This window comes from Pseudomonas sp. W5-36 (assembly GCF_046540455.1).
Lineage (GTDB): Bacteria > Pseudomonadota > Gammaproteobacteria > Pseudomonadales > Pseudomonadaceae > Aquipseudomonas > Aquipseudomonas graminis_B.
Map to the genome: position 1 here is coordinate 15523 of NZ_JAXCIQ010000028.1, position 24490 is coordinate 40012.

Annotated in this window: 23 protein-coding genes; 13 read left to right on the forward strand and 10 right to left on the reverse strand. The window is 60.5% G+C overall.

The annotated features are described in order from the left end of the window. Window positions 1–277 precede the first annotated feature (277 nt). The 6 genes from SLW74_RS26295 to SLW74_RS26320 all read right to left on the reverse strand — a co-directional run bounded on the left by SLW74_RS26295 (window position 278) and on the right by SLW74_RS26320 (window position 6214). Window positions 278–649, reverse strand: a complete 372-nt coding sequence (locus SLW74_RS26295) for a hypothetical protein (RefSeq protein ID WP_410930583.1) — start codon at window positions 647–649, stop codon at window positions 278–280. Next, window positions 649–1599, reverse strand: a complete 951-nt coding sequence (locus SLW74_RS26300) for a hypothetical protein (protein WP_410930584.1) — start codon at window positions 1597–1599, stop codon at window positions 649–651. The genes SLW74_RS26295 and SLW74_RS26300 overlap by 1 nt, the downstream gene beginning before the upstream one ends. Window positions 1600–1608: 9 nt before the next feature. After that, window positions 1609–2097: an Hcp family type VI secretion system effector gene (locus SLW74_RS26305; RefSeq protein WP_065987559.1), complete on the reverse strand. Its 489-nt coding sequence runs from the start codon at window positions 2095–2097 to the stop codon at window positions 1609–1611. Window positions 2098–2343: 246 nt separating this feature from the next. After that, complete coding sequence (locus SLW74_RS26310; protein WP_410930585.1) at window positions 2344–3636, reverse strand: MFS transporter; 1293 nt, start codon at window positions 3634–3636, stop codon at window positions 2344–2346. A 203-nt stretch (window positions 3637–3839) separates the two neighbouring features. Further along, complete coding sequence (gene trmA, locus SLW74_RS26315; protein ID WP_410930586.1) at window positions 3840–4925, reverse strand: tRNA (uridine(54)-C5)-methyltransferase TrmA; 1086 nt, start codon at window positions 4923–4925, stop codon at window positions 3840–3842. Next, complete coding sequence (locus tag SLW74_RS26320; RefSeq protein WP_133776863.1) at window positions 4922–6214, reverse strand: NCS2 family permease; 1293 nt, start codon at window positions 6212–6214, stop codon at window positions 4922–4924. The genes trmA and SLW74_RS26320 overlap by 4 nt, the downstream gene beginning before the upstream one ends. A gap of 306 nt (window positions 6215–6520) precedes the next feature. Here SLW74_RS26320 and SLW74_RS26325 point away from each other — a divergent pair, with 306 nt between their 5' ends. The 8 genes from SLW74_RS26325 (at window position 6521) to SLW74_RS26360 (ending at window position 15463) form a co-directional block, all read left to right on the forward strand. Beyond that, window positions 6521–7045, forward strand: a complete 525-nt coding sequence (locus SLW74_RS26325; protein WP_410930587.1) for a (2Fe-2S)-binding protein — start codon at window positions 6521–6523, stop codon at window positions 7043–7045. Continuing rightward, a complete protein-coding gene (locus tag SLW74_RS26330; protein ID WP_065987554.1) occupies window positions 7042–8028 on the forward strand; it encodes an FAD binding domain-containing protein in 987 nt (328 codons plus the stop codon). Before SLW74_RS26325 ends, SLW74_RS26330 begins: the two co-directional genes overlap by 4 nt. After that, a complete protein-coding gene (locus SLW74_RS26335) occupies window positions 8028–10247 on the forward strand; it encodes a xanthine dehydrogenase family protein molybdopterin-binding subunit (RefSeq protein ID WP_410930588.1) in 2220 nt (739 codons plus the stop codon). Before SLW74_RS26330 ends, SLW74_RS26335 begins: the two co-directional genes overlap by 1 nt. Window positions 10248–10500: 253 nt before the next feature. Further along, a complete protein-coding gene (gene choX, locus SLW74_RS26340) occupies window positions 10501–11442 on the forward strand; it encodes a choline ABC transporter substrate-binding protein (RefSeq protein WP_410930589.1) in 942 nt (313 codons plus the stop codon). A gap of 39 nt (window positions 11443–11481) precedes the next feature. After that, on the forward strand, window positions 11482–12417 hold the full coding sequence (locus SLW74_RS26345) for an alpha/beta hydrolase (RefSeq protein ID WP_410930590.1): 936 nt from the start codon (window positions 11482–11484) through the stop codon (window positions 12415–12417). A 337-nt stretch (window positions 12418–12754) separates the two neighbouring features. Next, on the forward strand, window positions 12755–14194 hold the full coding sequence (locus SLW74_RS26350) for a cytochrome ubiquinol oxidase subunit I (protein WP_065987550.1): 1440 nt from the start codon (window positions 12755–12757) through the stop codon (window positions 14192–14194). 3 nt (window positions 14195–14197) lie between these two features. Beyond that, on the forward strand, window positions 14198–15205 hold the full coding sequence (cydB, locus tag SLW74_RS26355; RefSeq protein WP_369318969.1) for a cytochrome d ubiquinol oxidase subunit II: 1008 nt from the start codon (window positions 14198–14200) through the stop codon (window positions 15203–15205). A 57-nt stretch (window positions 15206–15262) separates the two neighbouring features. After that, a complete protein-coding gene (locus tag SLW74_RS26360) occupies window positions 15263–15463 on the forward strand; it encodes a DUF2474 domain-containing protein (protein ID WP_410930591.1) in 201 nt (66 codons plus the stop codon). Window positions 15464–15545: 82 nt separating this feature from the next. Here the strand turns inward: SLW74_RS26360 and SLW74_RS26365 are convergent, their stop codons facing one another. Together SLW74_RS26365 and SLW74_RS26370 are read right to left on the reverse strand one after the other, a co-directional pair. Continuing rightward, on the reverse strand, window positions 15546–16670 hold the full coding sequence (locus tag SLW74_RS26365; protein ID WP_410930592.1) for a methyltransferase: 1125 nt from the start codon (window positions 16668–16670) through the stop codon (window positions 15546–15548). Window positions 16671–16829: 159 nt separating this feature from the next. Then, the gene (locus tag SLW74_RS26370; protein WP_065987546.1) at window positions 16830–17078 is read right to left on the reverse strand and encodes a helix-turn-helix transcriptional regulator; all 249 of its coding nucleotides are present in this window, start codon (window positions 17076–17078) and stop codon (window positions 16830–16832) included. A 320-nt stretch (window positions 17079–17398) separates the two neighbouring features. On the opposite strand from SLW74_RS26370, the gene SLW74_RS26375 reads away from it, so the two are divergent. Then, window positions 17399–18175 (forward strand): ferredoxin--NADP reductase, encoded by a 777-nt coding sequence (locus SLW74_RS26375; RefSeq protein ID WP_410930593.1) that lies wholly within the window; start codon window positions 17399–17401, stop codon window positions 18173–18175. A gap of 239 nt (window positions 18176–18414) precedes the next feature. Here the strand turns inward: SLW74_RS26375 and mscL are convergent, their stop codons facing one another. After that, window positions 18415–18864, reverse strand: coding sequence for a large-conductance mechanosensitive channel protein MscL (mscL, locus tag SLW74_RS26380; protein ID WP_065987544.1), 450 nt, complete (start codon window positions 18862–18864; stop codon window positions 18415–18417). A 198-nt stretch (window positions 18865–19062) separates the two neighbouring features. Between mscL and radA the strand changes: the two genes are divergently transcribed. Then, window positions 19063–20430 (forward strand): DNA repair protein RadA, encoded by a 1368-nt coding sequence (gene radA, locus SLW74_RS26385; RefSeq protein WP_074888638.1) that lies wholly within the window; start codon window positions 19063–19065, stop codon window positions 20428–20430. 11 nt (window positions 20431–20441) lie between these two features. On the opposite strand, the gene SLW74_RS26390 is transcribed toward radA, so the two are convergent. Then, window positions 20442–20810: a PilZ domain-containing protein gene (locus SLW74_RS26390; RefSeq protein ID WP_410930594.1), complete on the reverse strand. Its 369-nt coding sequence runs from the start codon at window positions 20808–20810 to the stop codon at window positions 20442–20444. A gap of 153 nt (window positions 20811–20963) precedes the next feature. Between SLW74_RS26390 and SLW74_RS26395 the strand changes: the two genes are divergently transcribed. The 3 genes from SLW74_RS26395 (at window position 20964) to yjiA (ending at window position 24361) form a co-directional block, all read left to right on the forward strand. After that, window positions 20964–23033 carry a carbon starvation CstA family protein gene (locus SLW74_RS26395; protein WP_410930595.1) on the forward strand — a complete coding sequence of 690 codons (2070 nt, stop codon included), beginning with the start codon at window positions 20964–20966 and terminating at the stop codon, window positions 23031–23033. Between the two features lie 26 nt (window positions 23034–23059). Further along, the gene (locus tag SLW74_RS26400) at window positions 23060–23257 is read left to right on the forward strand and encodes a YbdD/YjiX family protein (RefSeq protein WP_065987541.1); all 198 of its coding nucleotides are present in this window, start codon (window positions 23060–23062) and stop codon (window positions 23255–23257) included. A gap of 132 nt (window positions 23258–23389) precedes the next feature. Further along, complete coding sequence (gene yjiA / locus SLW74_RS26405) at window positions 23390–24361, forward strand: GTPase (RefSeq protein ID WP_410930596.1); 972 nt, start codon at window positions 23390–23392, stop codon at window positions 24359–24361. Window positions 24362–24490: the final 129 nt, after the last annotated feature.

Genomic DNA, 24490 nt, shown 5'->3' on the forward strand with positions numbered 1-24490 from the left:
GAACCATGCCATGAGGAGGTTATTGATCCACATTGATATTATTAAAGTCAGTCCGAGCAGGCCAGTAGTCGTAGGGCAAGTCATGTGTTTAACCTTATAGTAATTCACGATCGGGCAGAATTTTTTACTATCTCAAGGATTCCCTCCCCCCTATCCGTCGAGTTGGCGCGACCCGTGACTGCTCAATATTCAAGAAATCAGAAAGCTAACTCTGTGATTGAGATTTCGAAACCGCCGACTAAAACTATCATTTGAGTTGGCCGCACTTTGTCGCTGTTTAGCCGTGTGGCGCACGAAAATAATAGAGCAATCCCCCATAAACGCTTATGAAAATCATAGAGCCATAAACTATCCGCACTCCCCACAGCAATCGGGGAGGTAATTTGAGAAGCTTTTGCCTGGGGATGCGTTCCTGTCTCCAGAAGATCTCTGGGGCCACTGCAACCAGCATTACGAAGATTTCCCTCATCCTTCGTCCGAGAAAACTGTCTCCGTAGAACTCTCTGTTCAATGAAAACATTTCAATATCGCATAGATGGTTTTCGATCTTTTCCAAATTGATGTAGAAGAAGATGTAGTAGCCGGCGAGATGTAAGGTCGTGATCACTGTCAATATCAGTGCCAAGAGTCCGGTGGGGATATCTGCCATTATTGGCCCCACTCATAGATGTACTCGCCGGTCAATTCGCCGACAAATTCACCAACTAGACCTCCGCTGTATCCGCCAACCACGCCGCCGACGATTCCACAGCCAATTACGCCGACTCCATAGGTAGGAACTCCCAAAACAACTGCACAAATCGAGGCTCCTGCTGACGCGCCCACTCCACCGCCGACGTGACCAAACATTGTGCTGAGGACAAATTTGCCACCTTCGATGTGTTGCGCCTTCCGACAAAACTCCTCCCGCCCCGTCGAACATGCCTCCTTGATTTCAAGGCCTGCTGAAATTGCATTCAGCCCAATCCCAACAGGCGTCCCGAATTTCAGCAACTTCGCCACTCTAGCGATTCGCCCCACCCGCTCCGCATACCCCTGGATCTCGCCCGTATGCAGATAACTCTTGGTCGACAACCCCAGCATCTTCTTAAGCGGGCCCTTTTTCCGTAGCCCGGTGCCCCAGCGAGCAATGCCTTCCAGTTGTTTATCAAGCGTGGCAAACAGCGCTCTTCGCTGGTTGATGAACTCCTGCCGGGCAATGGGTGTTCCGCGCGCCAGCGATAATTTGTAAAGCCGCTCGATCTCTTCCAGGGTTTTCTTCACACCTTCAAGGTGCTTGCCCCAACTCCCGGTGGCAGCGCCGATACCCAGCGATCCATAACTGAGCATGTTCTGCAGCAGGTCGTAGTTCTCGATGAGCTGGCTGCCCGCGCCTTTCACCTGACGATGGACGTTTCGAGCGAGGTTCATCAGCTCGATTTCTTCCGCCGTCAGAGTGCCGGTTGAACGGTCGCTGACAAGCACCAACTGACCGGGCATCACCACAACGTTTCGGATATGTGCGTTAAGCACATCGAACTTCGCACCTCCGCCCACCCGTGCCTTGAGTGTGAAATAGGTCTGTATGCGGTCATTGATAAACACATGTGGTTTGGACACGGGCTGTCCTCAGCTAAAGCGCTTGTTGGCGATGCGGTCCCAGCCGCCAACTACATTGCCGGCTGCCGCGCCATCGCTGCGTTTCTGCTGGGTGTACAGAATGCGGACGCGGCCGAAGTTGATTTGCACGTGTTCCAGCGGCTCGCCGCTCTCACCGCTTTGGCTGAAGTCAGAAATGATCACCTCTTCGAGGCGCACTTCGTAGTACTTGAGCTTGTCGCCTCCCGCGCGGTACAGGCACAACGTCAGGTCCTTGATGTGCGTGCCCGCGCAACTGGCTTCAAACAACGCAGCGCTGGATTGATCCAGGCGTTTGCTGAAGCTGAAGTCGCTGAGGCTGGCCCGACCCGAGCCCGCGCCGCCGTTCGAGCTGGCGGTGGCCGAAGTACTCTGGCTAACGCCGAAGTCGTAGGCCACGATTTCGATCCAGCCCTTGTTGCGCTCATCCAGCGACTCGCCGTCGATCCCGTTCACCTTGATGAATCCGTCAAATGCCATGCTGCGTGTCCTTGCTGAGGTCAGATCCAGCAAGGATAGGGAGAGGGCATTGGGCTTTGAAGCGCGGCGAGGGGGGCTGAAAGTGATTTTCAGAACGGTCCTACACTGGTCCCTTGGCACGTCTTACGGAAGATTCCGTAACGGGTGATGTTCGCCGCAGTAGTCGTTCAAAAGGGCTGGAAACTGCCGGATTCGCGTGGCGCGCAGAGGGTGCGCGCCAACAGTAAATACCCGAGAGCGCTTACATCAAACCCGCGCCGTCTGCTTCTCGATGGTCTCGACCGGCGAGGCGTCGGCGAAGCGGTTCACCTGGCGCAGGGCCTTGAAGCCAACCATCCAGGCGCCAACGACACCCAGTGTGCACACGCCGCCGATGATCGCGGCGGGCACGGCCCCCCAGAGCGCCGCGCTGCTGCCGGCGCGGAATTCGCCCAGCTCGTTGGACGAACCGATAAACAACATATTCACCGCATTGACCCGCCCGCGCATGTCGTCCGGCGTCGAGAATTGCACCAGTGTGGAGCGGATATAGACGCTGACCATATCCGCCGCACCGGCGATCATCAAAGCCAGCAGCGACAGCCAGAACAGCGTCGACAGGGCGAACACCAGATTGGCGACGCCGAACACCGCGACGGCGATGAACATGACCAGACCGACGTGTCGATCAAAAGGCCGGAAACTCAAATACAGACCCGTGCTGACCTCACCCAGACTCATCGCGCTGCGCAGCGCGCCCAGCCCTTGGGGGCCCAGGTGCAGCACTTCGTGGGCATAAATCGGCAGCAGCGCCACCACGCCGCCGAGTAGCACCGCGAATAGATCCAGTGAGATGGTGCCGAGGATAATCGGCCGCGAGCGGATGAAGGCGATGCCGGCGGTGAAACGCTTCCAGGCCGTGGATTCGAGAATCTGCTTTTTGCCGGCGTACAGCACCGGCACGCGGATCAGCAACAGCACGCCAGCGATGAAGCTGGCCATGCACACGGAATAGGTCAGCCCGCCGCCGCCTGCTGCATACAGACCGCCGCCGACTAGCGGCCCGGCGATGGTTGCAATGCGCATGATCATGCTGTTGGTGGCGATGGCCGACGCGAGTTTTTCACGCGGGACGACTTGTGGCAGCAGGCTCTGCAACGCCGGCCCGGTGAACGCCCTCGCGCAACCGAACAAGGCGAGGGTGGCGTAAATCAGCCGTGTGTCTTGATGATGGGTCACAGAGAACAGCATCAGCATCAGGCTGCATACGGCTTGCACCGACCAACTGATGGTCAGGATCATCTTGCGATCATAGCGGTCGATCAAGTCGCCGGCCGGCATCAACAGCAGCAGCATGGGAATGAACTGCGCGAGGCCTACATACGCCAGCGAAATCGGGCTGCGGGTCATGTCGTAGACCTGCCAGGCGACAACCACCGCCTGAATCTGCATGGCGAAAACGGCAGCAAGGCGCGCGGTCAGGAAGGCGAAAAAGCCGGGCAGCCGCAGGGCGCTTTTGGCGGAAGATTCAGACGATGAGGCGGGCGATTCGGAGCTCAAGGCAAGGCATCCATCGAAGCGAAAGACGGCCGAGAGTTATACACCGGTCTGGCGCGGTTCGCCGCTAGCTGTCAGGAATTTAATGATGGATGGTGCGGGATATGCTGCGGGCGCATGGAGATCAGAAGGCCTGTTCCCGGCTGAAGCCGGTCCTACTGATGATAGTAGGACCGGCTTCAGCCGGGAACGACGGAATCGCGCTGTCAGCGGCGAACCAGCAAAACCCCCGACTCCATGTGATGGGTATACGGAAACTGATCAAACAGCGCGCACCGCTCGACCCGGTGGGTGTCGTGCAATTGTGCGATGTTGGCGGCCAGGGTTTCCGGGTTGCACGAGATGTACAGGATGCGCTCAAAACGTCGCGTCAGCTCACAGGTGTCCGGGTCCATGCCGGCGCGGGGCGGGTCGACGAACACGCTGCCGAAGTCGTAGCTTTTCAGGTCGACACCGGCCAGACGACGGAACGGGCGCACCTCATTCAGGGCTTCTGTCAGCTCCTCAGCCGACAGTCGCACCAGCGACACGTTATCCACAGCGTTGTCCGCAAGGTTACTCAGCGCCGCGTTGACCGACGTCTTGCTGATCTCGGTCGCCAGTACCTTGCGCACGCGGGTCGCCAACGGCAGCGTGAAGTTGCCATTGCCGCAATACAGCTCCAGCAAATCATCGTCGCGGTCGCCCAGCGCGTCATACGCCCAGCTCAGCATTTTCTGGTTCACCGTGCCGTTGGGCTGGGTGAACGCGCCCTCCGGCTGGCGATAACTGAAAGTCCGGCCAGCGACGTCCAGCTGCTCGGTCACGTAATCGCGGCCAATCACCAGTCGCTGCCCTTTCGAGCGGCCAATCACACTGACCTTCAGATCAGCCGCCAATTGCTCCGCCTCGACTTGCCAGGCCTCATCCAGCGGGCGGTGATAGCACAGGGTGATCATGCCGTCGCCGGCCAGCGTGGTCAGAAAATCCACCTGAAACAGCTTGTGATTGAGGGTCTTGCTGGCCTCCCAGCGATCCCGCAGCACCGGCATCAGCGCGTTGATCTGCTGGCTGGCAATAGGGAAGTCGTTGATCAGGATCGGCGTGTGCTTGTCGCCCGGCGCGAACATCGCGTAGTGACGCTTGCCGTCGTCGCGCCACAGGCGGAATTCGGCGCGCAGGCGGTAATGCTCGCGTGGCGAATCGAAGACCTGAGGCTCGGGCGCCTCGAAAGGCGCCAGTAGCTCGCGCAGGCGCGCGGCCTTTTCATCGAGCTGAGCGGCGTAGTTTGCAGGGTCGAACGTAGAACTCATGGATAAAAGCCCAGCTTGATCACGAACAGAATCGACAGCACGACCAGCGCCGAATTCAGCTCGCGGCCCCGGCCCGACAACAGCTTGATCACGGTCCAGGAAATGAAGCCAAAGGCGATGCCGTTGGCGATCGAATACGTGAATGGCATGGCCAGGGCGGTGATCACCACAGGTGCTGCTTCAGTGATGTCGTCCCAGTTGATTTCGGCAAGGCCCGAGGTCATCAACACAGCCACGAACAGCAGGGCAGGGGCGGTGGCGAATGCTGGAACGCTGCCAGCCAGCGGCGCGAAAAACAACGCCAGCAGGAACAAAACCGCAACCACGATAGCCGTCAGACCGGTCCGGCCGCCGGCACTCACGCCCGCCGCGGATTCGATGTAACTGGTGGTGGTCGAGGTGCCCAGCAGAGACCCGGCCATGGCCGCGGTGCTGTCGGCGATCAGCGCACGGCCCATCTTCGGCATGTGGCCGTCCTTGCCCATCAGGCCCGCGCGCTTGGCGACGCCGATCAGGGTGCCGGAGTTGTCGAACAGGTCGACGAACAGAAAGGAAAAAATCACGCTCACCAGACCGATGTTCAGTGCGCCGGGAATGTCCAGCTGCAGGAAGGTCGGCGCCAGCGAAGGCGGCATCGACACCACACCGCCGAACGGCGAGAAGCCCATCACAATCGAAATGATGGTGACGGCCAGAATGCCGATCAGCACGGCGCCGCGCACTTTCAAAGCTTCCAGGGCCACGATCAGCGCGAACCCTAGAGCCGCGAGGATCGGTGCCGGTTTGGCCAGATCGCCCAGGCCAACCATGGTGGCCGGGTTAGTCACCACGATGCCGGCGTTGTGCAGCGCAATCAGCGCCAGGAACAGCCCGATACCGGCAGCAATGGCCGAGCGCAGCGGCAGCGGGATGCTGTTGATGATCCATTCGCGGATGCGGAAGATCGACAGCAGGAAAAACATCACTGCCGAAATGAACACCGCGCCCAGCGCCACTTGCCAGGTGTGGCCCATGTGCAGCACGACGGTGTAGGTGAAGAAGGCGTTCAGGCCCATGCCCGGCGCCAGCGCGATCGGGTAGTTGGCGATCAGCCCCATGACGGTGGAGCCGATGGCCGCCGCCAGGCAGGTAGCGACAAAGATCGCGCCCTTGTCCATGCCGGTCTCGCCAAGAATGCTCGGGTTTACGAACAGGATGTAGGCCATGGCCAGGAAGGTGGTGACCCCGGCCAGAATTTCGGTGCGCACATTGGTGTTATGTGCCCTGAGTTGAAACAACCGCTCCAGCATTTAAGGCTCCCCGGTGACGCTCCGCGTCATTTATGTAGTCGACTGAAACAGCAAAGCACAGCTCACCGAAACGGCTTGCACAAATTCTGCCAGTTGCAAAAAGCCGCGCATCATACCAGCAGCTCCGGGCGATGGGGCCTGGCGCGTGTCGTCGGATTGCAAATGTCCGGATCGGCTTGCCTCATCCGGGCGCCCCGCTGCGTCAAAACGCTCATCACAAACCCTGAACGTTTCCGAAACCGCACAAGTCGTACCCCTTAAGACGCAGATCACTGCGCTGATCGAGTACCTACCGTGAGGCTTCCCATGAGTGCAACCAATGAACAGGCGTTCGCAGGGCATTCCATCGCCCTGACGTTGAACGGCCAGACCCAACAAGTGGACGTGCAGCCCTGGACCACGCTGCTGGATCTGTTGCGCGAGCAGCTCGATCTGGTCGGCACCAAAAAGGGCTGTGACCACGGCCAATGCGGTGCATGCACCGTGCTGCGCGATGGCAAACGCATCAATGCGTGCCTGACCCTGGCGATCATGTGTGACGGCGCCGAGCTGACCACGATCGAAGGGCTTGCCGAAGGCGACACGCTGCACCCGATGCAGCAAGCGTTCATCAAACATGACGCCTTCCAGTGCGGCTACTGCACGCCCGGGCAGATCTGCTCGGCAGTGGGCCTGGCCAACGAAGGCCGCGCCAGCACCGACGACGAAGTGAAAGAACTGATGAGCGGCAACCTGTGCCGTTGCGGCGCCTACAGCAACATCCGCGCGGCGGTGGTGGAAGTCTTGCCATCGATGAATGCCGCACCGGATCAGGGAGGGCGCGGCCAATGAATCCCTTCAGCTACAGCAAGCCTTCCGACATCGCTCAGGCGGTCAATCTTGCAGGTCCTGCCAGCCGTTTCATTGCTGGCGGTACGAACCTGCTGGATTTGATGAAAGAAAACATCGCCCGCCCCGAGCACCTGATCGACATCACCGGGCTGCCGCTCAAAGACGTCCGCGCAACCGACAGTGGCGGCCTGATGATCGGCGCGCTGGTGAGTAACGCCGACCTGGCCTGGCATCCGCTGATCGAGCGCGATTATCCGCTGCTGTCCCAAGCCATTCTGGCGGGCGCCTCGCCGCAGTTGCGCAACATGGCGAGCACCGGTGGCAACCTGCTGCAGCGCACCCGCTGCTACTACTTCTACGACTCAACCGTGCCGTGCAACAAGCGCGAGCCTGGCACGGGTTGCCCGGCGAAAGAGGGCCTGAACCGCATCCACGCGATCCTGGGCGCCAGCGATGCCTGCGTCGCGACTCACCCCTCGGACATGTGCGTGGCCCTGGCTGCGCTCGAAGCCCGCGTCCACGTTCAGGGGCGCGCCGGTGCCCGGGTGATCGAGTTCGCTGACTTCCATCGCTTGCCGGGAGATGCGCCGCAGCGCGACAACCAGCTCGCCGACGATGAACTGATCACCGCTGTCGAGCTGCCAGCGCCACGTTTTCAGCAGCACAGCCACTACCTGAAAATCCGTGACCGCGCGTCTTACGCCTTTGCCCTGATCTCAGTGGCCGCGGCTGTCGAGCTTGATGGCGACGTCATCCGTGACGTGCGCATCGCCCTGGGTGGCGTGGCGCACAAGCCTTGGCGCGACACGGCCGTCGAGCAATCGCTCAAAGGTCAGCCGGTCTCGCGGGAAAACTTTGTTGCCGCCGCCGACGCGATGCTGCGCGACGCTCAGCCGCTGGCGCACAACGCTTTCAAGATCAAGCTGGCCCGCCGCGCGATCGTTCGCGCCTTGAGCGATGCCACCTTGGGAGGAACTGTTTAATGAACGCCAATACACCCACCCCGGGAACGGCCTCCGCGCTGGGCCAACCGATGGACCGCGTCGATGGACGCCTGAAAGTCACCGGCCAGGCCCGCTACGCCGGCGAGTACCCGGAGGCAGGCTTGCTGCATGCCAGCGTGGTCTCCAGCACTATCGCCTCGGGTCGCGTCGTGCGTATCGATGCCTCGCAAGCGCTGGCGGTTCCTGGCGTGATCGCGGTTATCGATCACACCAATCGCCCGCACATCGCCAGCTATGACGAGGACTATCAGGACGCCGACGCCGCCGAAGGCTCGCCGTTCCGCCCGTTCTACAACGACCACGTGCTTTACAGCGGCCAGCCGCTGGCGCTGGTAGTGGCAGACACCCTTGAACTGGCGCGGCATGCCGGCTCCCTCGTGCGCATTGAGTACGAAACCAAGCCGCACCAGACCGACCTCAGTGTGGGTCAGAGTGACGCCCACACCGCGCCGGCCGAAACGCCGAAACCGCGTGGGGATTTTTCGGGCGCATTCGCCCAGGCGGCGGTCACGGTCGACAGCCACTACAGCACGCCCAACGAACACCACAACCCGATGGAGCCGCACGCCTCCACGGTGTTCTTCAAGGCTGACGGCAGCCTGGAGATCCACGATAAAACCCAAGGCACGCAGAACTGCCAGGACTACCTGCACAGTGTGTTCGGTCTGGAGAAAGAGAAGATCCGCATCCTCGCAGCCTTCGTCGGTGGCGCCTTCGGTTCCGGCCTGCGTCCGCAATACCAGTTGCCGCTGGCCGTCATGGCGGCATTGAAGCTCCAGCGTTCGGTGCGTCTGACCCTGACCCGCCAGCAGATGTTTACCTTCGGCTATCGTCCGCAAACCTTGCAGCACATGCGGCTCGGGGCGTCCAAAGACGGCAAGCTGATGGCGGTCGCCCACGACGCCATCGGTCAGACCTCGCGCTTTGAGGACTTTGCCGAGCACGTCGTTGAATGGAGCGGCATGCTCTATCAGTGCGACAACGTGGCATTGAGCTACAAGCTCGCGCCGCTGGACGTTTACACGCCGCTGGACATGCGTGCACCGGGCGCCGCTTCCGGCATGGTCGCGCTGGAATGTGCGATGGACGAGCTGGCCATTGCGGCCGGTATCGACCCCGTGCAGCTGCGAGTGGTCAACTTTGCCGACAGCAACGGCAACGAAGGCAAGCCTTACTCCAGTAAAGAACTGCTGGCGTGTTACGAACAAGGCGCCGAGCGTTTCGGCTGGAGCAAGCGCAACCCAGAGCCGCGCAGCATGCGTCAGGGCCGGCAACTGGTGGGTTGGGGCATGGCCGGAGGTGTATGGGAAGCCATGCAGATGCCCGCCAGCGCCAAGGCCAGTATCGATAGCAGCGGCAAGATCACCGTCAGCAGCGCCACCACCGACATCGGCACTGGCACTTACACGGTCATGACCCAGATCGCCGCTGAGGCCGCTGGCGTGAAGCCTGAGGACGTCACCTTCGTACTGGGTGATTCGTCGCTGCCGACGTCGCCATTGCAGGGTGGCTCGTTCACGGTGTCGTCCGTGGGCACGGCGGTGCAGCAGGCCTGTCGTGCCTTGCGCGCCAAGTTGCTCGACGCCGTGCGCATGGCGCATCCGCAACACGCGGTGGTGGACATGGCCGATGTTGTCTGTGGCGACGGCTACTTGCTCATCGACGATGAGCGTTTTGCTTACGCCGACATCGTCCGCGAGTCGTCCCACGAGACGCTTGAAGTGCAGATCGACGCCAAGCCTGACGACAAGCGCGAAGGCTATTCGACGGCAACGCACTCGGCGGTATTCGTCGAAGTGCTGGTGGACGAAGACCTGGGCACTGTCCGCGTCAATCGGGTGGTCGACGCCGTTGCGGCGGGCCGTGTGGTCAATCCGAAAACCGCGCGCAGCCAGATTCTCGGCGGCGTGGTCTGGGGTATCGGTCAGGCGTTGCAGGAAGAAAGCCAGACCGACCACACCCTCGGGCGCTTCATGAACCACAGCCTGGCCGAGTATCACATTCCAGTGAACGCGGACATCGGCGAGATCGACGTGCTGTTCGTGGAAGAGAACGACAGCATCGTCAATGACCTGGGCTCCAAGGGTGTGGGCGAGATCGGCATCGTCGGCGTGGCCTCGGCCATTGCCAATGCCATCTACCACGCCACGGGCAAGCGGGTCCGGGAATTCCCGATTACGCTGGATAAAGTGCTGTAACCAACGCCGTATCTTGTGCCCTGATCGTTCTCACGCTCTGCGTGGGAACGATCATTTTCTCTGCTGTGCCCTCGAATCCCCCTCATTCAATGTCGCCCCAGTGCAAGCACAGGTCGCGCTGGTGCGCTTGTTGCTCAGGCCTGCTGCGTACCTTGCACCAACGCGGCAGCCACCGAATTGCCGTGGGTCTTCACGCCTTGAAAAACTGCCGAAAAGAGCTGAATAAAATAACGAGCCGACCCGAGGAGCACCCATGAACTCATTTATTCGTCATATCAGTTGCGCTGTGTTGATGCTGAGCAGCAACGCCCTGATGGCTGCAGAAGCCGCCAAATGCCAAAACGTGCGCATGGATGTGGTCAACTGGACGGACGTCGTCGCCACCAGCGCTGTTGCCGAAGTGCTGCTTCAGAACATGGGCTACGAGGTCAAACAGACCAGCGCCGCTCAGCAAATCGTCTTCGGCGGTTTGCGTGACGATCGACTCGACGTGTTCATGGGTTACTGGAAGCCGGCGATGGACAAGAACATCGCGCCCTTTGTGGCCGCCAATCAGGTCAAAGTCCTCGACGTGCCGAGCATGAGTGATGCCCAGGCGACTCTGGCGGTGCCGGATTACGTGGCGTCAGGCGGATTAAAAACATTCGGCGATATCGCAAAATTCAAAGACAAACTCGGTGGCAAGATCTACGGCATCGAGCCCGGCACCGGCGCCAACGCCAACATCAAGGGCATGATCGAGAAGAACCAGTTCGGGCTCGGCGGTTTCCAGTTGGTCGAGTCCGGGGAGGCAGGCATGCTCGCGGCGGTGCAGCGTGCGATCAAGCGTAATGAATGGGTGGTATTCGTTGGCTGGACCCCGCACCCGATGAACATCAACATGAAGATCGCCTACCTGACCGGCAGCGAAGATGTGTTCGGGCCGGGTGAAGGCGCTGCGACCGTTTCCGTGGTCACGGCGCCGGATTACGCATCGCGCTGCCCGAACGTCAGCAAGCTGATGAGCAACCTTAAGTTCACGGCCGCTCAGGAAAGCCAGATGATGGTGCCGATCATGGACCGCAAGGCGCCAACCGACGTTGCTCGCCAGTGGCTCAAGGATCATCCTGAAGACATGAAGCGCTGGCTGGATGGCGTGACAACCTTCGATGGCAAAGACGCAGCGTCCGCCGTGCAAGTGGCGGTGAACAAGTAACCAAGCACGCCTGGCCAAGGGCTCGGGCTGGAGCAGCCAATGCCCACGTCTTACCCGCTGTCCCCCGAAATGTCGGCGTTCGTGACCCATACCCTGAGTTTCAGCAGCACGTCCGAGGACATCAACGAGCAGCGCCGCGCGTATTCCCGGATGAGTGAAGCGTTCACGCCCACCCGTCCGGGGCAGCTCGATGTAAGGGACTTCGCCCTCGGCGGCGTGGCGGTGCGCAGTTACCGGCCTCACCGACTGTCCCTCGAACACCCGGCGCCGTGCGTGATGTACCTCCACGGCGGCGGCTGGGTGGTGGGCGATCTCGATTCCCACGACTTTCTGACCGCGGCACTGGCGGCCGACCTCAATGCCGTGGTCATCGCCGTGGATTACCGGCTGGCGCCCGAACATCCATTTCCCGCAGGGTTCGGCGACTGTCTGGCGGTCTGGCACGCCTTGCAGATACACGCACAGCGGCTGGACATCGACCCACGCCGTATCGCCATCGCCGGGGACAGCGCCGGCGGCAATCTTGCCGCTGCAGTGTGCCTGGCATTGCGCGATTCCGGTGAGCGCCAGCCGGTGGGGCAGGCGCTGATTTACCCGGAACTGGGCGGCGCCAACGATCTGCCGTCGCGCCATGAATGCGCCGACGCGCCGCTTCTTTCCACCACTGAGCTGGCGTATTACCGGCAGCTCTACATGACGGCGGACGAACAATCGGCCTATGCCCGGCCCCTCCACGCCGGAAATTTCAATGATCTGGCGCCTGCGTTCATTGCTGTCGCGCAGTTCGACCCCTTGCGTGATGACGGCGTCTGCTACGAGCGTGCATTGCGCGAAGCGGGTGTGCGCACCGAGTTCGATCCCGGGCTCGGGCTGCTTCACGGCAGTCTCAGGGGCAAAGGCCAGGTGCCGGAAGTGGACGCGCTTTATCAGCGGCTGGTTTGCGCGCTGTTGGGCTTTATTCGCGATCCTTTGTAGGGCCTTGCACCTGGAGGTTTTAACTGCCGTGCTGCAGATTCGCCGCTCTGCTCTGCTTCCCGTCAACTGCACTGCCCTGAAAGGTGAGTCAACTCGCCACGCGACAAAAGACCACGCAGAGCAAGTGCCGAAATGGGACTACTCTTTCCATGTCAGCTGACCTGGATCAATACCTTGGCGTGTATTGGTCGAACTGGCCGCCTGACGCATCTCCCCGGTCGCCGACCTGAGTACGAAACCACGAGAACAACGGCCACACCTCGTACTCAATACACCGTGGGGGCAGTCGCTGCAGGCCCCAAGTCTGAAGCCAGTTCCACCTGATAGAGGAAGACCTATGTTCGGCTTAGAGGCGCTCGATCTCGCCCGAATCCAGTTTGCGTTCACTGTTTCATTTCACATTCTTTTCCCTGCCATCACCATTGGTCTGGCGAGCTTCCTCGCGGTGCTCGAAGGCTTGTGGCTGAAAACCCATGACAACACTTATCGCGACCTCTATCACTTCTGGTCGAAAATCTTTGCCGTCAACTTCGGCATGGGTGTGGTTTCCGGGTTGGTCATGGCCTACGAGTTCGGCACTAACTGGAGTCGCTTCTCCGATTTCGCCGGTGCTGTGACCGGGCCCTTGCTGACCTACGAGGTGCTCACGGCGTTCTTCCTCGAAGCGGGCTTCCTGGGCGTCATGCTGTTCGGCTGGAACCGTGTCGGTCGCGGCCTGCACTTCTTCGCCACGTCCATGGTCGCGGTTGGCACGCTGATTTCGACCTTCTGGATTCTGGCCTCCAACAGCTGGATGCAGACCCCGCAGGGCTTCGAGATCATTGATGGCCGCATCATCCCGGTGGACTGGTTCGCGGTGATCTTCAACCCGTCGTTCCCGTACCGCCTGATGCACATGGCAATCGCCGCCTTCGTCTCCACGGCGTTCTTCGTCGGCGCATCGGCGGCCTGGCATCTGCTGCGTGGTCGTGACAATCCGGCGATTCGCAGGATGCTGTCCATGGCCATGTGGATGGCGCTGATCGTTGCGCCAATTCAGGCCATGGTGGGCGACGCTCACGGCCTGAACACCCTTGAGCATCAACCGGCCAAGATCGCAGCCATCGAAGGTCACTGGGAGAACGTCGGTGACGAGCCGACCCCGCTGATCCTGTTCGGCATCCCGGACATGAAAGAAGAGCGCACCAAATACGCGGTCGAGATTCCGTATCTGGGCAGCCTGATCCTGACCCACAGCCTGGACAAGCAGATCCCGGCGCTGAAGTCCTTCCCGCCGGAAGACCGTCCGAATGCGCTGATCGTGTTCTGGTCGTTCCGCGTCATGGTGGCGCTGGGCATGCTGATGATCGCGGTCGGTCTGTGGAGTGCCTGGTTGCGCTGGCGCGGCGGGCTGTACACCAATCGCTGGTTCCTGCGGCTGGTCATGTGCATGGGTCCGGCCGGTCTGATTGCGATGCTGGCGGGCTGGTTTACCACCGAAATCGGGCGTCAGCCCTGGGTGGTCTACGGGATCATGCGCACGGCGAATGCCGTGTCCAGACACAGCGTTGAACAGCTGAGCATCACTCTGGTGCTGTTCGTGGTGGTGTATTTCCTGCTGTTCGGCACGGGCTTCGGCTACATGATGCGTCTGGTGCGCAAAGGGCCAAAAACCCATGAAGGCGACACGCCGGCACATGGCGGACCAGGGCAGAAACGCACCCCGGCGCGTCCTCTCTCTGCTGCTGATGAAAGCAGCACGGACCACCGTAAAGACAGCCTGACTGAGGGGAACTGAGCCATGGGTATCGATCTTCCACTGATCTGGGCCGTGATCATCATCTTCGGCGTCATGATGTACGTCATCATGGACGGCTTCGATCTGGGCATCGGGATACTGTTCCCTTTCATGAAGGACAAGACGGACCGCGACGTGATGATGAACACCGTCGCACCGGTCTGGGACGGCAATGAAACCTGGCTGGTACTGGGCGGGGCCGGCTTGTTCGGCGCCTTCCCGCTGGCCTACTCGGTCGTGCTCGAAGCGCTGTACCTGCCGTTGATCTTCATGCTGTTCGGGCTGATATTTCGCGGCGTGGCCTTCGAGTTTCGCTTCAAGGCCACTGATATCAAGCGCCACCTGTGGGACAAGGCGTTCATCGGCGGTTCGCTGGTGGCGACATTCTTCCAGGGCGTGGCACTGGGCGCGTACATCGACGGCATTCCCGTGGTCGACCGAGCCTATGCCGGCGGTGGCCTGGACTGGCTGACGCCGTTCTCGATCTTCTGCGGTCTGGCGCTGATCGTGGCCTACGCATTGCTCGGCTGCACCTGGCTGATCATGAAGACCGAAGGGGCGTTGCAGAAAGCCATGCACGATCTGGCACGACCTTTGGCCCTGGCCACGCTGGTGGTCATGGCGATCGTCAGCCTGTGGACGCCACTGGCCCATCAGGCCATCGCCGATCGCTGGTTCAGCCTGCCAAACCTGTTGTGGTTCATGCCGGTGCCGGCGCTGGTCATGCTGACGATGTACGGCCTGTTCAAAGCGGTGGCGCGCAACGCCAACTACGCACCGTTCCTGTTGACGCTGGTGCTGATCTTCCTTGGCTACAGCGGTCTGGGCATCAGCTTGTGGCCGAACATCATTCCGCCAACCGTGTCCATCTGGGCCGCTGCCTCGCCGCCACAGAGCCAGGGTTTCATGCTGGTCGGTACGCTGTTCATCATTCCGCTGATCCTGGGTTACACGTTCTGGAGCTATTACGTATTCCGCGGCAAAGTCACCCACGAACACGGCTATCACTAGCAGCCAGTGGCCCCGGGTTATTGCCGGGGCCTGACTGCGGGAGAGGAGGGTTTAGCGATGTCGGTTAAAGAATCTGTTCAGTACGAAGGTCGGAATCAGCATGAGCACAAGCGCGAGGTTGATCCAGCGCAAGGCAAGCCACTGTGGCAGCGCATCGGCTGGCTGTTGATCATCTGGACCGGCAGCGTGCTGGCTCTGTTCGTGGTCGCCATGCTGCTGCGCATGTTCATGACAGCGGCAGGCATGAAGTCGCATTGAGTTATTCCCGCTCGATAAAAAAACCGCCTCGGCGGGTTTTTTTTGGCTGCACATCTGAAGTCAGGACGACGAGCGCGGTGAGCTATTTACGCGCCTTGAGGATCACGAACTTCGGCGTCGCCGCCACTTGCTCCACGCCTCGGAACAGTCGCGCCAGTTTGCTGTGATAGCCCAGATGCCGGTTGCCGACGATGTACAGCGCGCCGCCGGTGACCAGCGCCGAGCGCGCCTGCTGGAACATTCGCCAGGCGAGGAAGTCGCCGACCACTTGTTGCTGGTGAAACGGCGGATTGCACAGGACGACGTCCAGCGAGTCGGGTTCCTGCGACGCCAGCCCGTCACCTGCGTGAATCACCGCCGGCCGCTCGCCGAGGGCCAGTCTCCAGTTCTCCTGCGCCGACTGCACCGCCATGAACGACTCGTCCACCAGCGTGTAATGCGCGTCAGGGTTGTCCAGGGCACTGGCGATGGCGAGCACGCCATTGCCGCAGCCCAGATCCGCGACCCGCGCCGAGCCCAGGCCTTTGGGCAAGTACGGCAGGAAGGCCCGCGTGCCGATGTCCAGACCGTCACGGCAAAACACGTTGGCGTGGTTGACCAGTTCGATCTTCGGCTCGTCCAGTGTGTAACGGGTGGGGTAGGGCGAAGGCTGAACGGTTTTGACTTCAGGGGTGCAGAACAGCAGCCGCGCTTTTTTCACGGCGAGGGATGCCTGCACGGGGCCGATGTACTCTTCCATCAGCTCGCCAGCCGAGCGGGGCAGGTGCTTGATCATCCCGGCGGCGACGACTTTGGCGTTCGGGGCCAGTTGGTCCTGCAAACGAATCAGCTGTTCTTCCAGCAAGGCGAGTGTCTTCGGCACGCGAATCAGCACCCAGTCGAAGGGGCCGGTCAACGGCGCGCTGGCCGGGATCACCGGCACCGCGTCATAGGTCAGGCCGTTGCGCACCAGATTCTTTTCCAGAGCCTGGGCGCCGAGGTACGAATCCGTGCTGCTGACCACTGTGGCATGGGGCGCGAGACTGGCTGCGAGCGCGCCGAAACTGTCGTTGAGCACCAGCACCCGTGTTTGCAGCGTCACGCCCTGTTCAGCGACGTGGTTGAGCAGGTACTCGTCAGCGGCATCGAAGGCCTGCAGTGGCTCATCCGACTGTTCCGGCTGGCGGATCAGGTCGAGCTGGGCAAGCGGGGTGGTAAGCAGGGGCATGGGCGGAGCGTTTCCAGTCGTTGATGGCGTGATCGGCGTGCTGGCGGGAGTTGCACCTGTGCCGGCGTCACGAGGTTCGCGAAGCCGGCGATTTTACGTGTTTTTTGCCCACACGCACCGGGCTTTTCGTCCTGGCTTCGCCCCAGCGTCGCCTTATGCCTAGATCACCCCGTCTTTCGTTGCCTGGACCACTGCCGACATCTTGTTGCAGGCGCCGATCTTCTGAATGGCTTTGCCCACGTGGAAATTAACGGTGCGCGCTGTAACATCAAGGATCAACGCGACTTCTGCCGCCGTTTTGCCCGTAGCGCACCACTTCAATACCTCTACCTCTCTGATCGTCAGGCCCTTGTAGGTGAGCGTCTCCGCGCTCGTCGTGCAGCCGTCCCCCCTCTTGCCGATGTCCATCGCGTGCCTCCATGCTCAGTCTTGATCGTCCTGATCGAAGTCTAGGAAACAATCACGGCCTCAAAAGCGTCGCGCCTGGGGAACAAGCCGGAGTGGTGACTGATGAGCTACCAGCGGCATCTTTAAACGACCATAAAATCAAAAGGTTAGGGCAGCGTTAGTGCGCCGTTGCGAGCCACTTCGCGATTACACCGATAGCGAAATACTCTAAAAATCGCTCAGTCCGCTGCGGATATCACTACAAACCGACGGTGTTTATCGCGGCGGGTTTGCGGGACACTGATCACCCTTTTTTGCGAGACAGGAGCCAGGAGCGCCCCATGACTGCCAGTGCAGAGAAATTCACCCGGCAAACGCTGCTGGACGTTACGCCGCTGACTCCCAGTCTCTTTACCTTTCGCACCACCCGCGATCCCGGTTTCCGCTTCACGGCGGGACAATTCGCACGTCTGGGCGTCATCAAACCCGATGGCGCGACGGTGTGGCGGGCGTACTCGGTGGTGTCCTCACCCTTCGATGAATTCCTCGAATTTTTCTCGATCGTGGTGCCCAACGGCGAATTTACCAGCGAGTTGAGCCGGCTTCGTCAGGGCGACACGCTGATGGTGGAAAAACAGGCGGTGGGTTACCTGACCCTGGATCGCTTCACCGATGGTCGCGACCTCTGGATGTTATCCACAGGCACTGGCGTGGCGCCGTTTCTGTCGATTCTGCAGGACTTTGAGGTCTGGGAAAAATTCGAGCGCATCATTCTGGTGTACAGCGCTCGCGAGTCCCGGGAGCTGGCCTACCAGCAGCTGATTGCCGAGCTGACCCAGCGCGAATACCTGGCTGAGTACGCTCACAAATTCACGTTTATCGCGACGGTAACGAGGGAGTCGCATCCGGGGGCGCTCAGCGGACGGATTACCACGCTGATCGAAAACGGTGAGTTGGAGAAGGCGGCCGGTGTGGAGCTGACACCCGAGCACTCACGGGTGATGATTTGCGGCAATCCGCAGATGATCGAAGACACTCGCGCGATACTGAAGACCCGCGACATGCGCCTGGCGCTGACGCGCAAGCCGGGACAGATTGCGGTGGAGAATTACTGGTAGGTTCATACAGCGTTGCAATCGCAAGACCCGCACAGAAGCGGGCTTGCTCGAGTAGATGGGGGTGCATCCGCTGAGTTTCCAGCCGCCGGTATGCCGTCTTCGCGAGCAAGCTCGCTCCCACACGTCCAGCAGCGAGCGGTGATTCCGAGCCATCCCCCGATCCTGTGGGAGCGAGCTTGCTCGCGAAGCTCGCGTTCAGTATGCAGAGCAAACAGCCGGATGCTCGCAGCCCTCAGCCCTTAAACGAACCGGTCGGGCGTCACTGGCAGTGGCGCAGCCGGTTTGCTGTTCTGCTCTTTCAGCAGATCGCGGATTTCGCCCAGCAGCAGTTCTTCTTTGGACGGCGTTGGCGGCAGGGTCGGGGCTTTGGCTTCTTCGCGTTTCAGGCGGTTGATTGCCTTGACGCCCATGAAGATGGCGAATGCCACGATGATAAAGTCGATCACGGTCTGAATGAACTTGCCGTAAGCCAGCACCACCGCTGGCGCGGCACCTTCCGCAGGTCGCAGCACGACCGACAGATCACTGAAGTCCACGCCGCCGATCAGCAACCCGAGGGGCGGCATGATTACATCGCCTACGAACGACGAAACGATCTTGCCGAATGCCGCGCCGATGATGATACCGACGGCCATGTCGACGACGTTTCCTTTTACGGCAAAGGCTTTGAACTCGCTTAGTACGCTCATGGGTGTATTCCTTTGTTACAGATGTGAGGGGTAAATGTAGTGTAAGTCAGCTAGTTGCATCCCGCTTAAACCATGCAATCGACCGGGTACGACCCGGTAAGTTTTATTTAATCCTCCAAAAGCATGCATGCCCGGTAGCGCTGCGCCCGACGGTTTGACGCATCGGGTATGATTGCCCCTTTTTACATCGGGGGTGTCATGGCCAAGGCCAAACGCATGTACGGCTGCACCGAGTGCGGTTCGACGTTTCCCAAATGGGCCGGCCAGTGCAGCGAATGCGGCGCATGGAACACCCTTGTTGAAACCGTAATCGACAACAGCACAGCGGCTGCGCCCAGCGGTCGTTCCGGCTGGACCGGCCAACAGGCGCAGATCAAAACCCTGGCCGAAGTCAGTGTCGAAGAAATCCCGCGTTTTTCCACCAACTCCACTGAACTGGACCGCGTCCTTGGCGGCGGCCTGGTAGATGGCTCGGTGGTGCTGATCGGCGGTGACCCCGGCATTGGCAAGTCGACCATTCTGTTGCAGACCCTCTGCGCCATTGCCGAGCGCATGCCGGCGCTGTACGTCACCGGCGAAGAGTCGCAGCAGCAGGTCGCGATGCGTGCCCGCAGGCTTGGCCTGCCCCAAGACAAGCTGCGGGTCATGACCGAGACCTGCATCGAAACCATCATTGCCACGGCGCGCATCGAGCAGCCGAAGGTCATGGTGATCGATTCGATCCAGACCATCTTCACCGAACAGCTGCAATCTGCGCCCGGCGGCGTATCCCAGGTGCGCGAGAGCGCCGCGTTGCTGGTGCGATACGCCAAGCAGAGCGGTACCGCGATCTTCCTGGTCGGCCACGTGACCAAAGAAGGCGCGCTGGCCGGGCCTCGCGTCCTGGAGCACATGGTCGACACCGTGTTGTATTTCGAAGGTGAGTCCGATGGCCGCCTGCGCTTGCTGCGCGCCGTGAAGAACCGCTTTGGTGCCGTCAACGAACTGGGCGTTTTCGGCATGACCGACAAAGGTTTGAAAGAAGTCTCGAATCCCTCGGCGATCTTTCTCACCCGCGCGCAGGAAGAAGTCGCGGGCAGCGTGGTCATGGCCACGTGGGAAGGCACCCGGCCGATGCTGGTCGAAGTGCAGGCGCTGGTCGATGACAGCCACCTGTCCAACCCGCGTCGCGTGACGTTGGGGCTGGATCAAAACCGGCTCGCCATGTTGCTGGCCGTACTGCACCGCCACGGCGGCATTCCCACCCATGACCAGGATGTGTTTCTCAACGTCGTGGGCGGGGTGAAAGTGCTGGAAACCGCTTCCGACCTGGCCTTGATGGCCGCCGTGATGTCCAGCCTGCGCAACCGGGCGCTGCCGGGCGACTTGCTGGTGTTCGGTGAAGTGGGCTTGTCGGGAGAAGTGCGGCCCGTACCCAGTGGGCAGGAGCGACTCAAAGAGGCGGCCAAGCACGGCTTCAAGCGCGCCATCGTGCCCAAGGGCAACGCCCCGAAAGAGTCGCCGCCGGGCCTGACGGTCATCGGCGTGACTCGCCTTGATCAAGCGCTGGACGCGTTGTTCGAATAAGGCGGCGCGGCCTATAGATGTATCAGCGCACCCAGCTCGCGCTCCAGTTCATCGTGATCGGCAATATTGAGCTCGATCAGTCGACGCAGGTGCGTCACTGAATCGAGCTCGATGTGCTTGCAGACAAATCCCAGGTGATTGTGATCATCGTGGGTCAGCTGCACCTCCATCACGACGTCTATACCGTCCTGCAACTCGATGTCGACCATGAAGCGCTCGTTGGGATCGCCCTCCCAGGGGGTGGGCTTCTCGATCAGCAGCCCCTTGAGCGACAGGTCGATCAGCTGAACTGTCCAGGTTTTGCCGCCCTGGTTGAGTTTGGTTTTCGCGTCGAATGCAACGCGTTTGAAGCGACGACGTTCATTGTGATTCTCGGTCATTACGCTACTACTCCTTCTGCGCCTCAAGCGCCCACTGCGTTGACTATAGGACAAATATCGCGCTAGACCATCGTGGGGGTAGCCTTTCGCTCCGGCGGCGCTAAACTCCGCTTGCTGAATAAAAATAAGTCCACTCAGTTGGAATCAAAAAAAATGAAAAACAATAATGGTCTGCTGCGCCACGTGCCCTGGCTGATGGTTGCCATCCTTGGGGCCTGGGCGCTGGGAGTGGTTGCGTTGCGTCGCGGGGAGGCGATCAACGCACTCTGGATTGTGGTCGCCGCAGTGGCCATTTATCTGGTCGCTTATCGTTACTACAGCCTGTTCATCGCAACTAAGGTCATGCAACTCGACCCGACCCGGGCCACCCCCGCGGTGCTGAAAAATGACGGGCTCGACTACGTTCCCACCAATAAACACATCCTCTTCGGTCACCACTTCGCTGCCATTGCCGGCGCCGGCCCTCTTGTCGGTCCGGTGCTCGCCGCGCAGATGGGGTATCTGCCCGGTACGCTGTGGCTGATTGCCGGTGTCGTGCTGGCCGGTGCGGTTCAGGACTTCATGATCCTGTTCCTTTCCACGCGCCGTAACGGGCGCTCTCTGGGCGACATGGTCCGCGAAGAAATGGGCCGCATTCCCGGCACCATTGCGTTGTTCGGCTGCTTCCTGATCATGATCATCATCCTTGCGGTGCTGGCGCTGATCGTCGTCAAGGCACTGGCCGAGAGCCCATGGGGCATGTTCACGGTCATGGCAACGATTCCGATCGCGATGTTTATGGGCATCTACATGCGCTTCATCCGTCCGGGCCGTATCGGCGAGATCTCGGTGGTGGGCGTCGTGCTGTTGCTGCTGTCGATCTGGGTCGGTGGTCTGGTGGCCGCGAGTCCTGAGTGGGCGCCGATGTTCACGTTCACTGGCGTTCAGATCACCTGGATGCTGGTCGGCTACGGCTTTGTCGCCGCCATGCTCCCGGTCTGGCTGGTACTGGCGCCTCGCGACTACCTGTCCACGTTCCTGAAAATCGGCACCATCATCGCCCTGGCGATCGGCATCCTGATTCTCGCGCCAGAGCTTAAAATGCCTGCGCTGACGCAGTTCACCGACGGCACCGGTCCGGTCTGGAAAGGCACCCTGTTTCCGTTCCTGTTCATCACCATCGCCTGTGGCGCGGTATCCGGTTTCCACGCGCTGATTTCTTCGGGCACCACGCCGAAGCTGCTGGATAACGAAGTCAACGCCCGTTACATCGGTTACGGCGGCATGCTGATGGAGTCGTTCGTGGCGATCATGGCGATGGTCGCGGCTTCGGTCATCGAGCCAGGCGTGTACTTCGCGATGAACAGCCCGGCGGCGATCGTCGGCTCCGACGTCAATTCGGTCGCGCAGATGGTCAGCAGTTGGGGCTTCCTCATCACGCCGGATCAATTGACCGCGGTGGCGAAGGACATCGGCGAAAACACTGTGCTGGCACGTGCCGGTGGTGCACCGACCCTGGCCGTGGGGATCGCTCAGATCCTGCACCAGGCGTTCCCGGGTCAGAACACCATGGCGTTCTGGTACCACTTCGCGATTCTGTTTGAAGCGCTGTTCATCCTGACCGCAGTCGATGCCGGTACCCGTGCCGGCCGCTTCATGCTGCAGGATTTGCTCGGCAGTTTTGTCCCAGCACTGAAACGCACCGAGTCCTGGACCGCCAACGCCATCGGCACCGGTGGTTGTGTCGCGCTGTGGGGGTATCTGCTGTATCAGGGCGTGATCGATCCGCTGGGCGGGATCAACACGTTGTGGCCATTGTTTGGTATCTCCAACCAGATGCTCGCGGGTATCGCGCTGATGCTGGCGACGGTGGTGCTGATCAAAATGAAGCGTCAGCAGTACGTCTGGGTCACCATCCTGCCGGCTTCGTGGCTGCTGATCTGTACCGTAACCGCCGGCTTCATCAAGCTGTTCGACCCGAGCCCAGCGGTTGGCTTCCTGGCGCTGGCGAAGAAATACAGCGCGGCGGCAGATGCCGGTCAGGTACTGGCCCCGGCCAAGACCATGGACCAGATGCAGCATGTGATCTTCAACGCCTACACCAACGCCACCCTGACCACGCTGTTCCTGTTCGTGGTCCTGAGCATTCTGTTTTATGCGCTGAAGGTCGGTCGTGCGGCGTGGGTCAAGAAAGAGCGTACCGACAAGGAATCGCCGTTCCAGGCCTTCCCGGAATCCCACTGAGTGCGCTGTAACGCGAGGAACTGTTTATGTTCAACGATCTGAGTCGCTTGGGTAAGTATCTCGGTCAGGCCGCCCGCCTTATGGTGGGCATGCCGGATTACGACAACTACGTTGAGCATATGCAGAAGACCCACCCCGACAAGCCGGTGATGTCCTACGAAGCGTTCTTCCGGGAACGCCAGGACGCACGGTACGGCGGGAAGGGCGGTCCAAAGTGTTGCTAATGATGTGACCCGTGGTCATGCAGGAGTGAGCTTGCTCGCGATGCGTTAATTCAGTCGCCGCTGTACTGACTGACATTTCGAATCGCCCGCAACCTCACTCCTGTTTTTTTTCAGCGAATCGAGGTCTTTTTTTTGTTCACACCTATCCCCGTCACGATCCTCAGCGGCTTTCTCGGCGCCGGCAAAACCACCTTGCTGCGCCATCTGCTCAAGGAGGAGCACGGCCTGAAGATCGCCGTGATCGAGAACGAATTCAGTGACGCCGGCGTTGATACCCAATTACTGGGCGATGAGCCCGTGCAGGTCATGACCCTGTCCAACGGTTGCGTCTGCTGCACCATTCACACCGACCTGACCAAAGCGCTATTCCTTTTGCTGGAGCGGCTCGACAGCGGCGAAATAGCTTTCGATCGGCTGGTCATTGAGTGCACCGGTCTGGCAGACCCCGCACCGGTGGCGCAAACCTTCTTCATCGACGAGGAGCTGCGTGAGCGCTACATCCTCGACGGCATCATTACGCTGGTCGACGCCGCCCATGCCGACACGCACCTGGAGCAGACCATTGCCCAGGCGCAGATCGGCTTCGCGGATCGTCTGCTGGTGAGCAAGACCGATCTGGTGGACGAAGCAGCCTTCAATGCATTGAGCGAGCGCTTGACCCGCATCAACCGACGTGCGCCGATCCGTGTGGTCGAGCACGGCAAGATCGATCTGGCCGAACTGCTGGACGTGCGCGGCTTCAACCTCAACGCTGACATCGGCGGGATGACCTTGCGACCGGCAGCCCCTGGAGGCCGCTCCATCGACCGGATCAGCAGCCTGGTCCTGCGCAGTGACCAGCCGCTGGATATCGACAGGCTCAGCACCTTCATGAACGAGTTGCTTGAAGAGCACGGCAAACAACTGCTGCGCTACAAAGGCGTGCTGAACATCGCCGGTGAGGATCGCAAACTGGTGTTTCAGGGGGTGCTGAAGCTCTACGGATTTGATTTCGATGTAGAGTGGGCGGAAGGCGAAAAGCGCGAAAGCGTGATCGTGTTTATTGCTGATGAGCTGCCGGAGGACAAGATCCGATCGGGGTTTTCGAAGGTGGCGGCGGACTGACATTTTCGGATGTGCACAATCCCCTGTGGGAGCGAGCTTGCTCGCGAAAGTGCCAGGTCAGACGAATTCGATGGGACTGAACCGACGCCTTCGCGAGCAAGCTCGCTCCCACAGGTTTGATCTTCACTC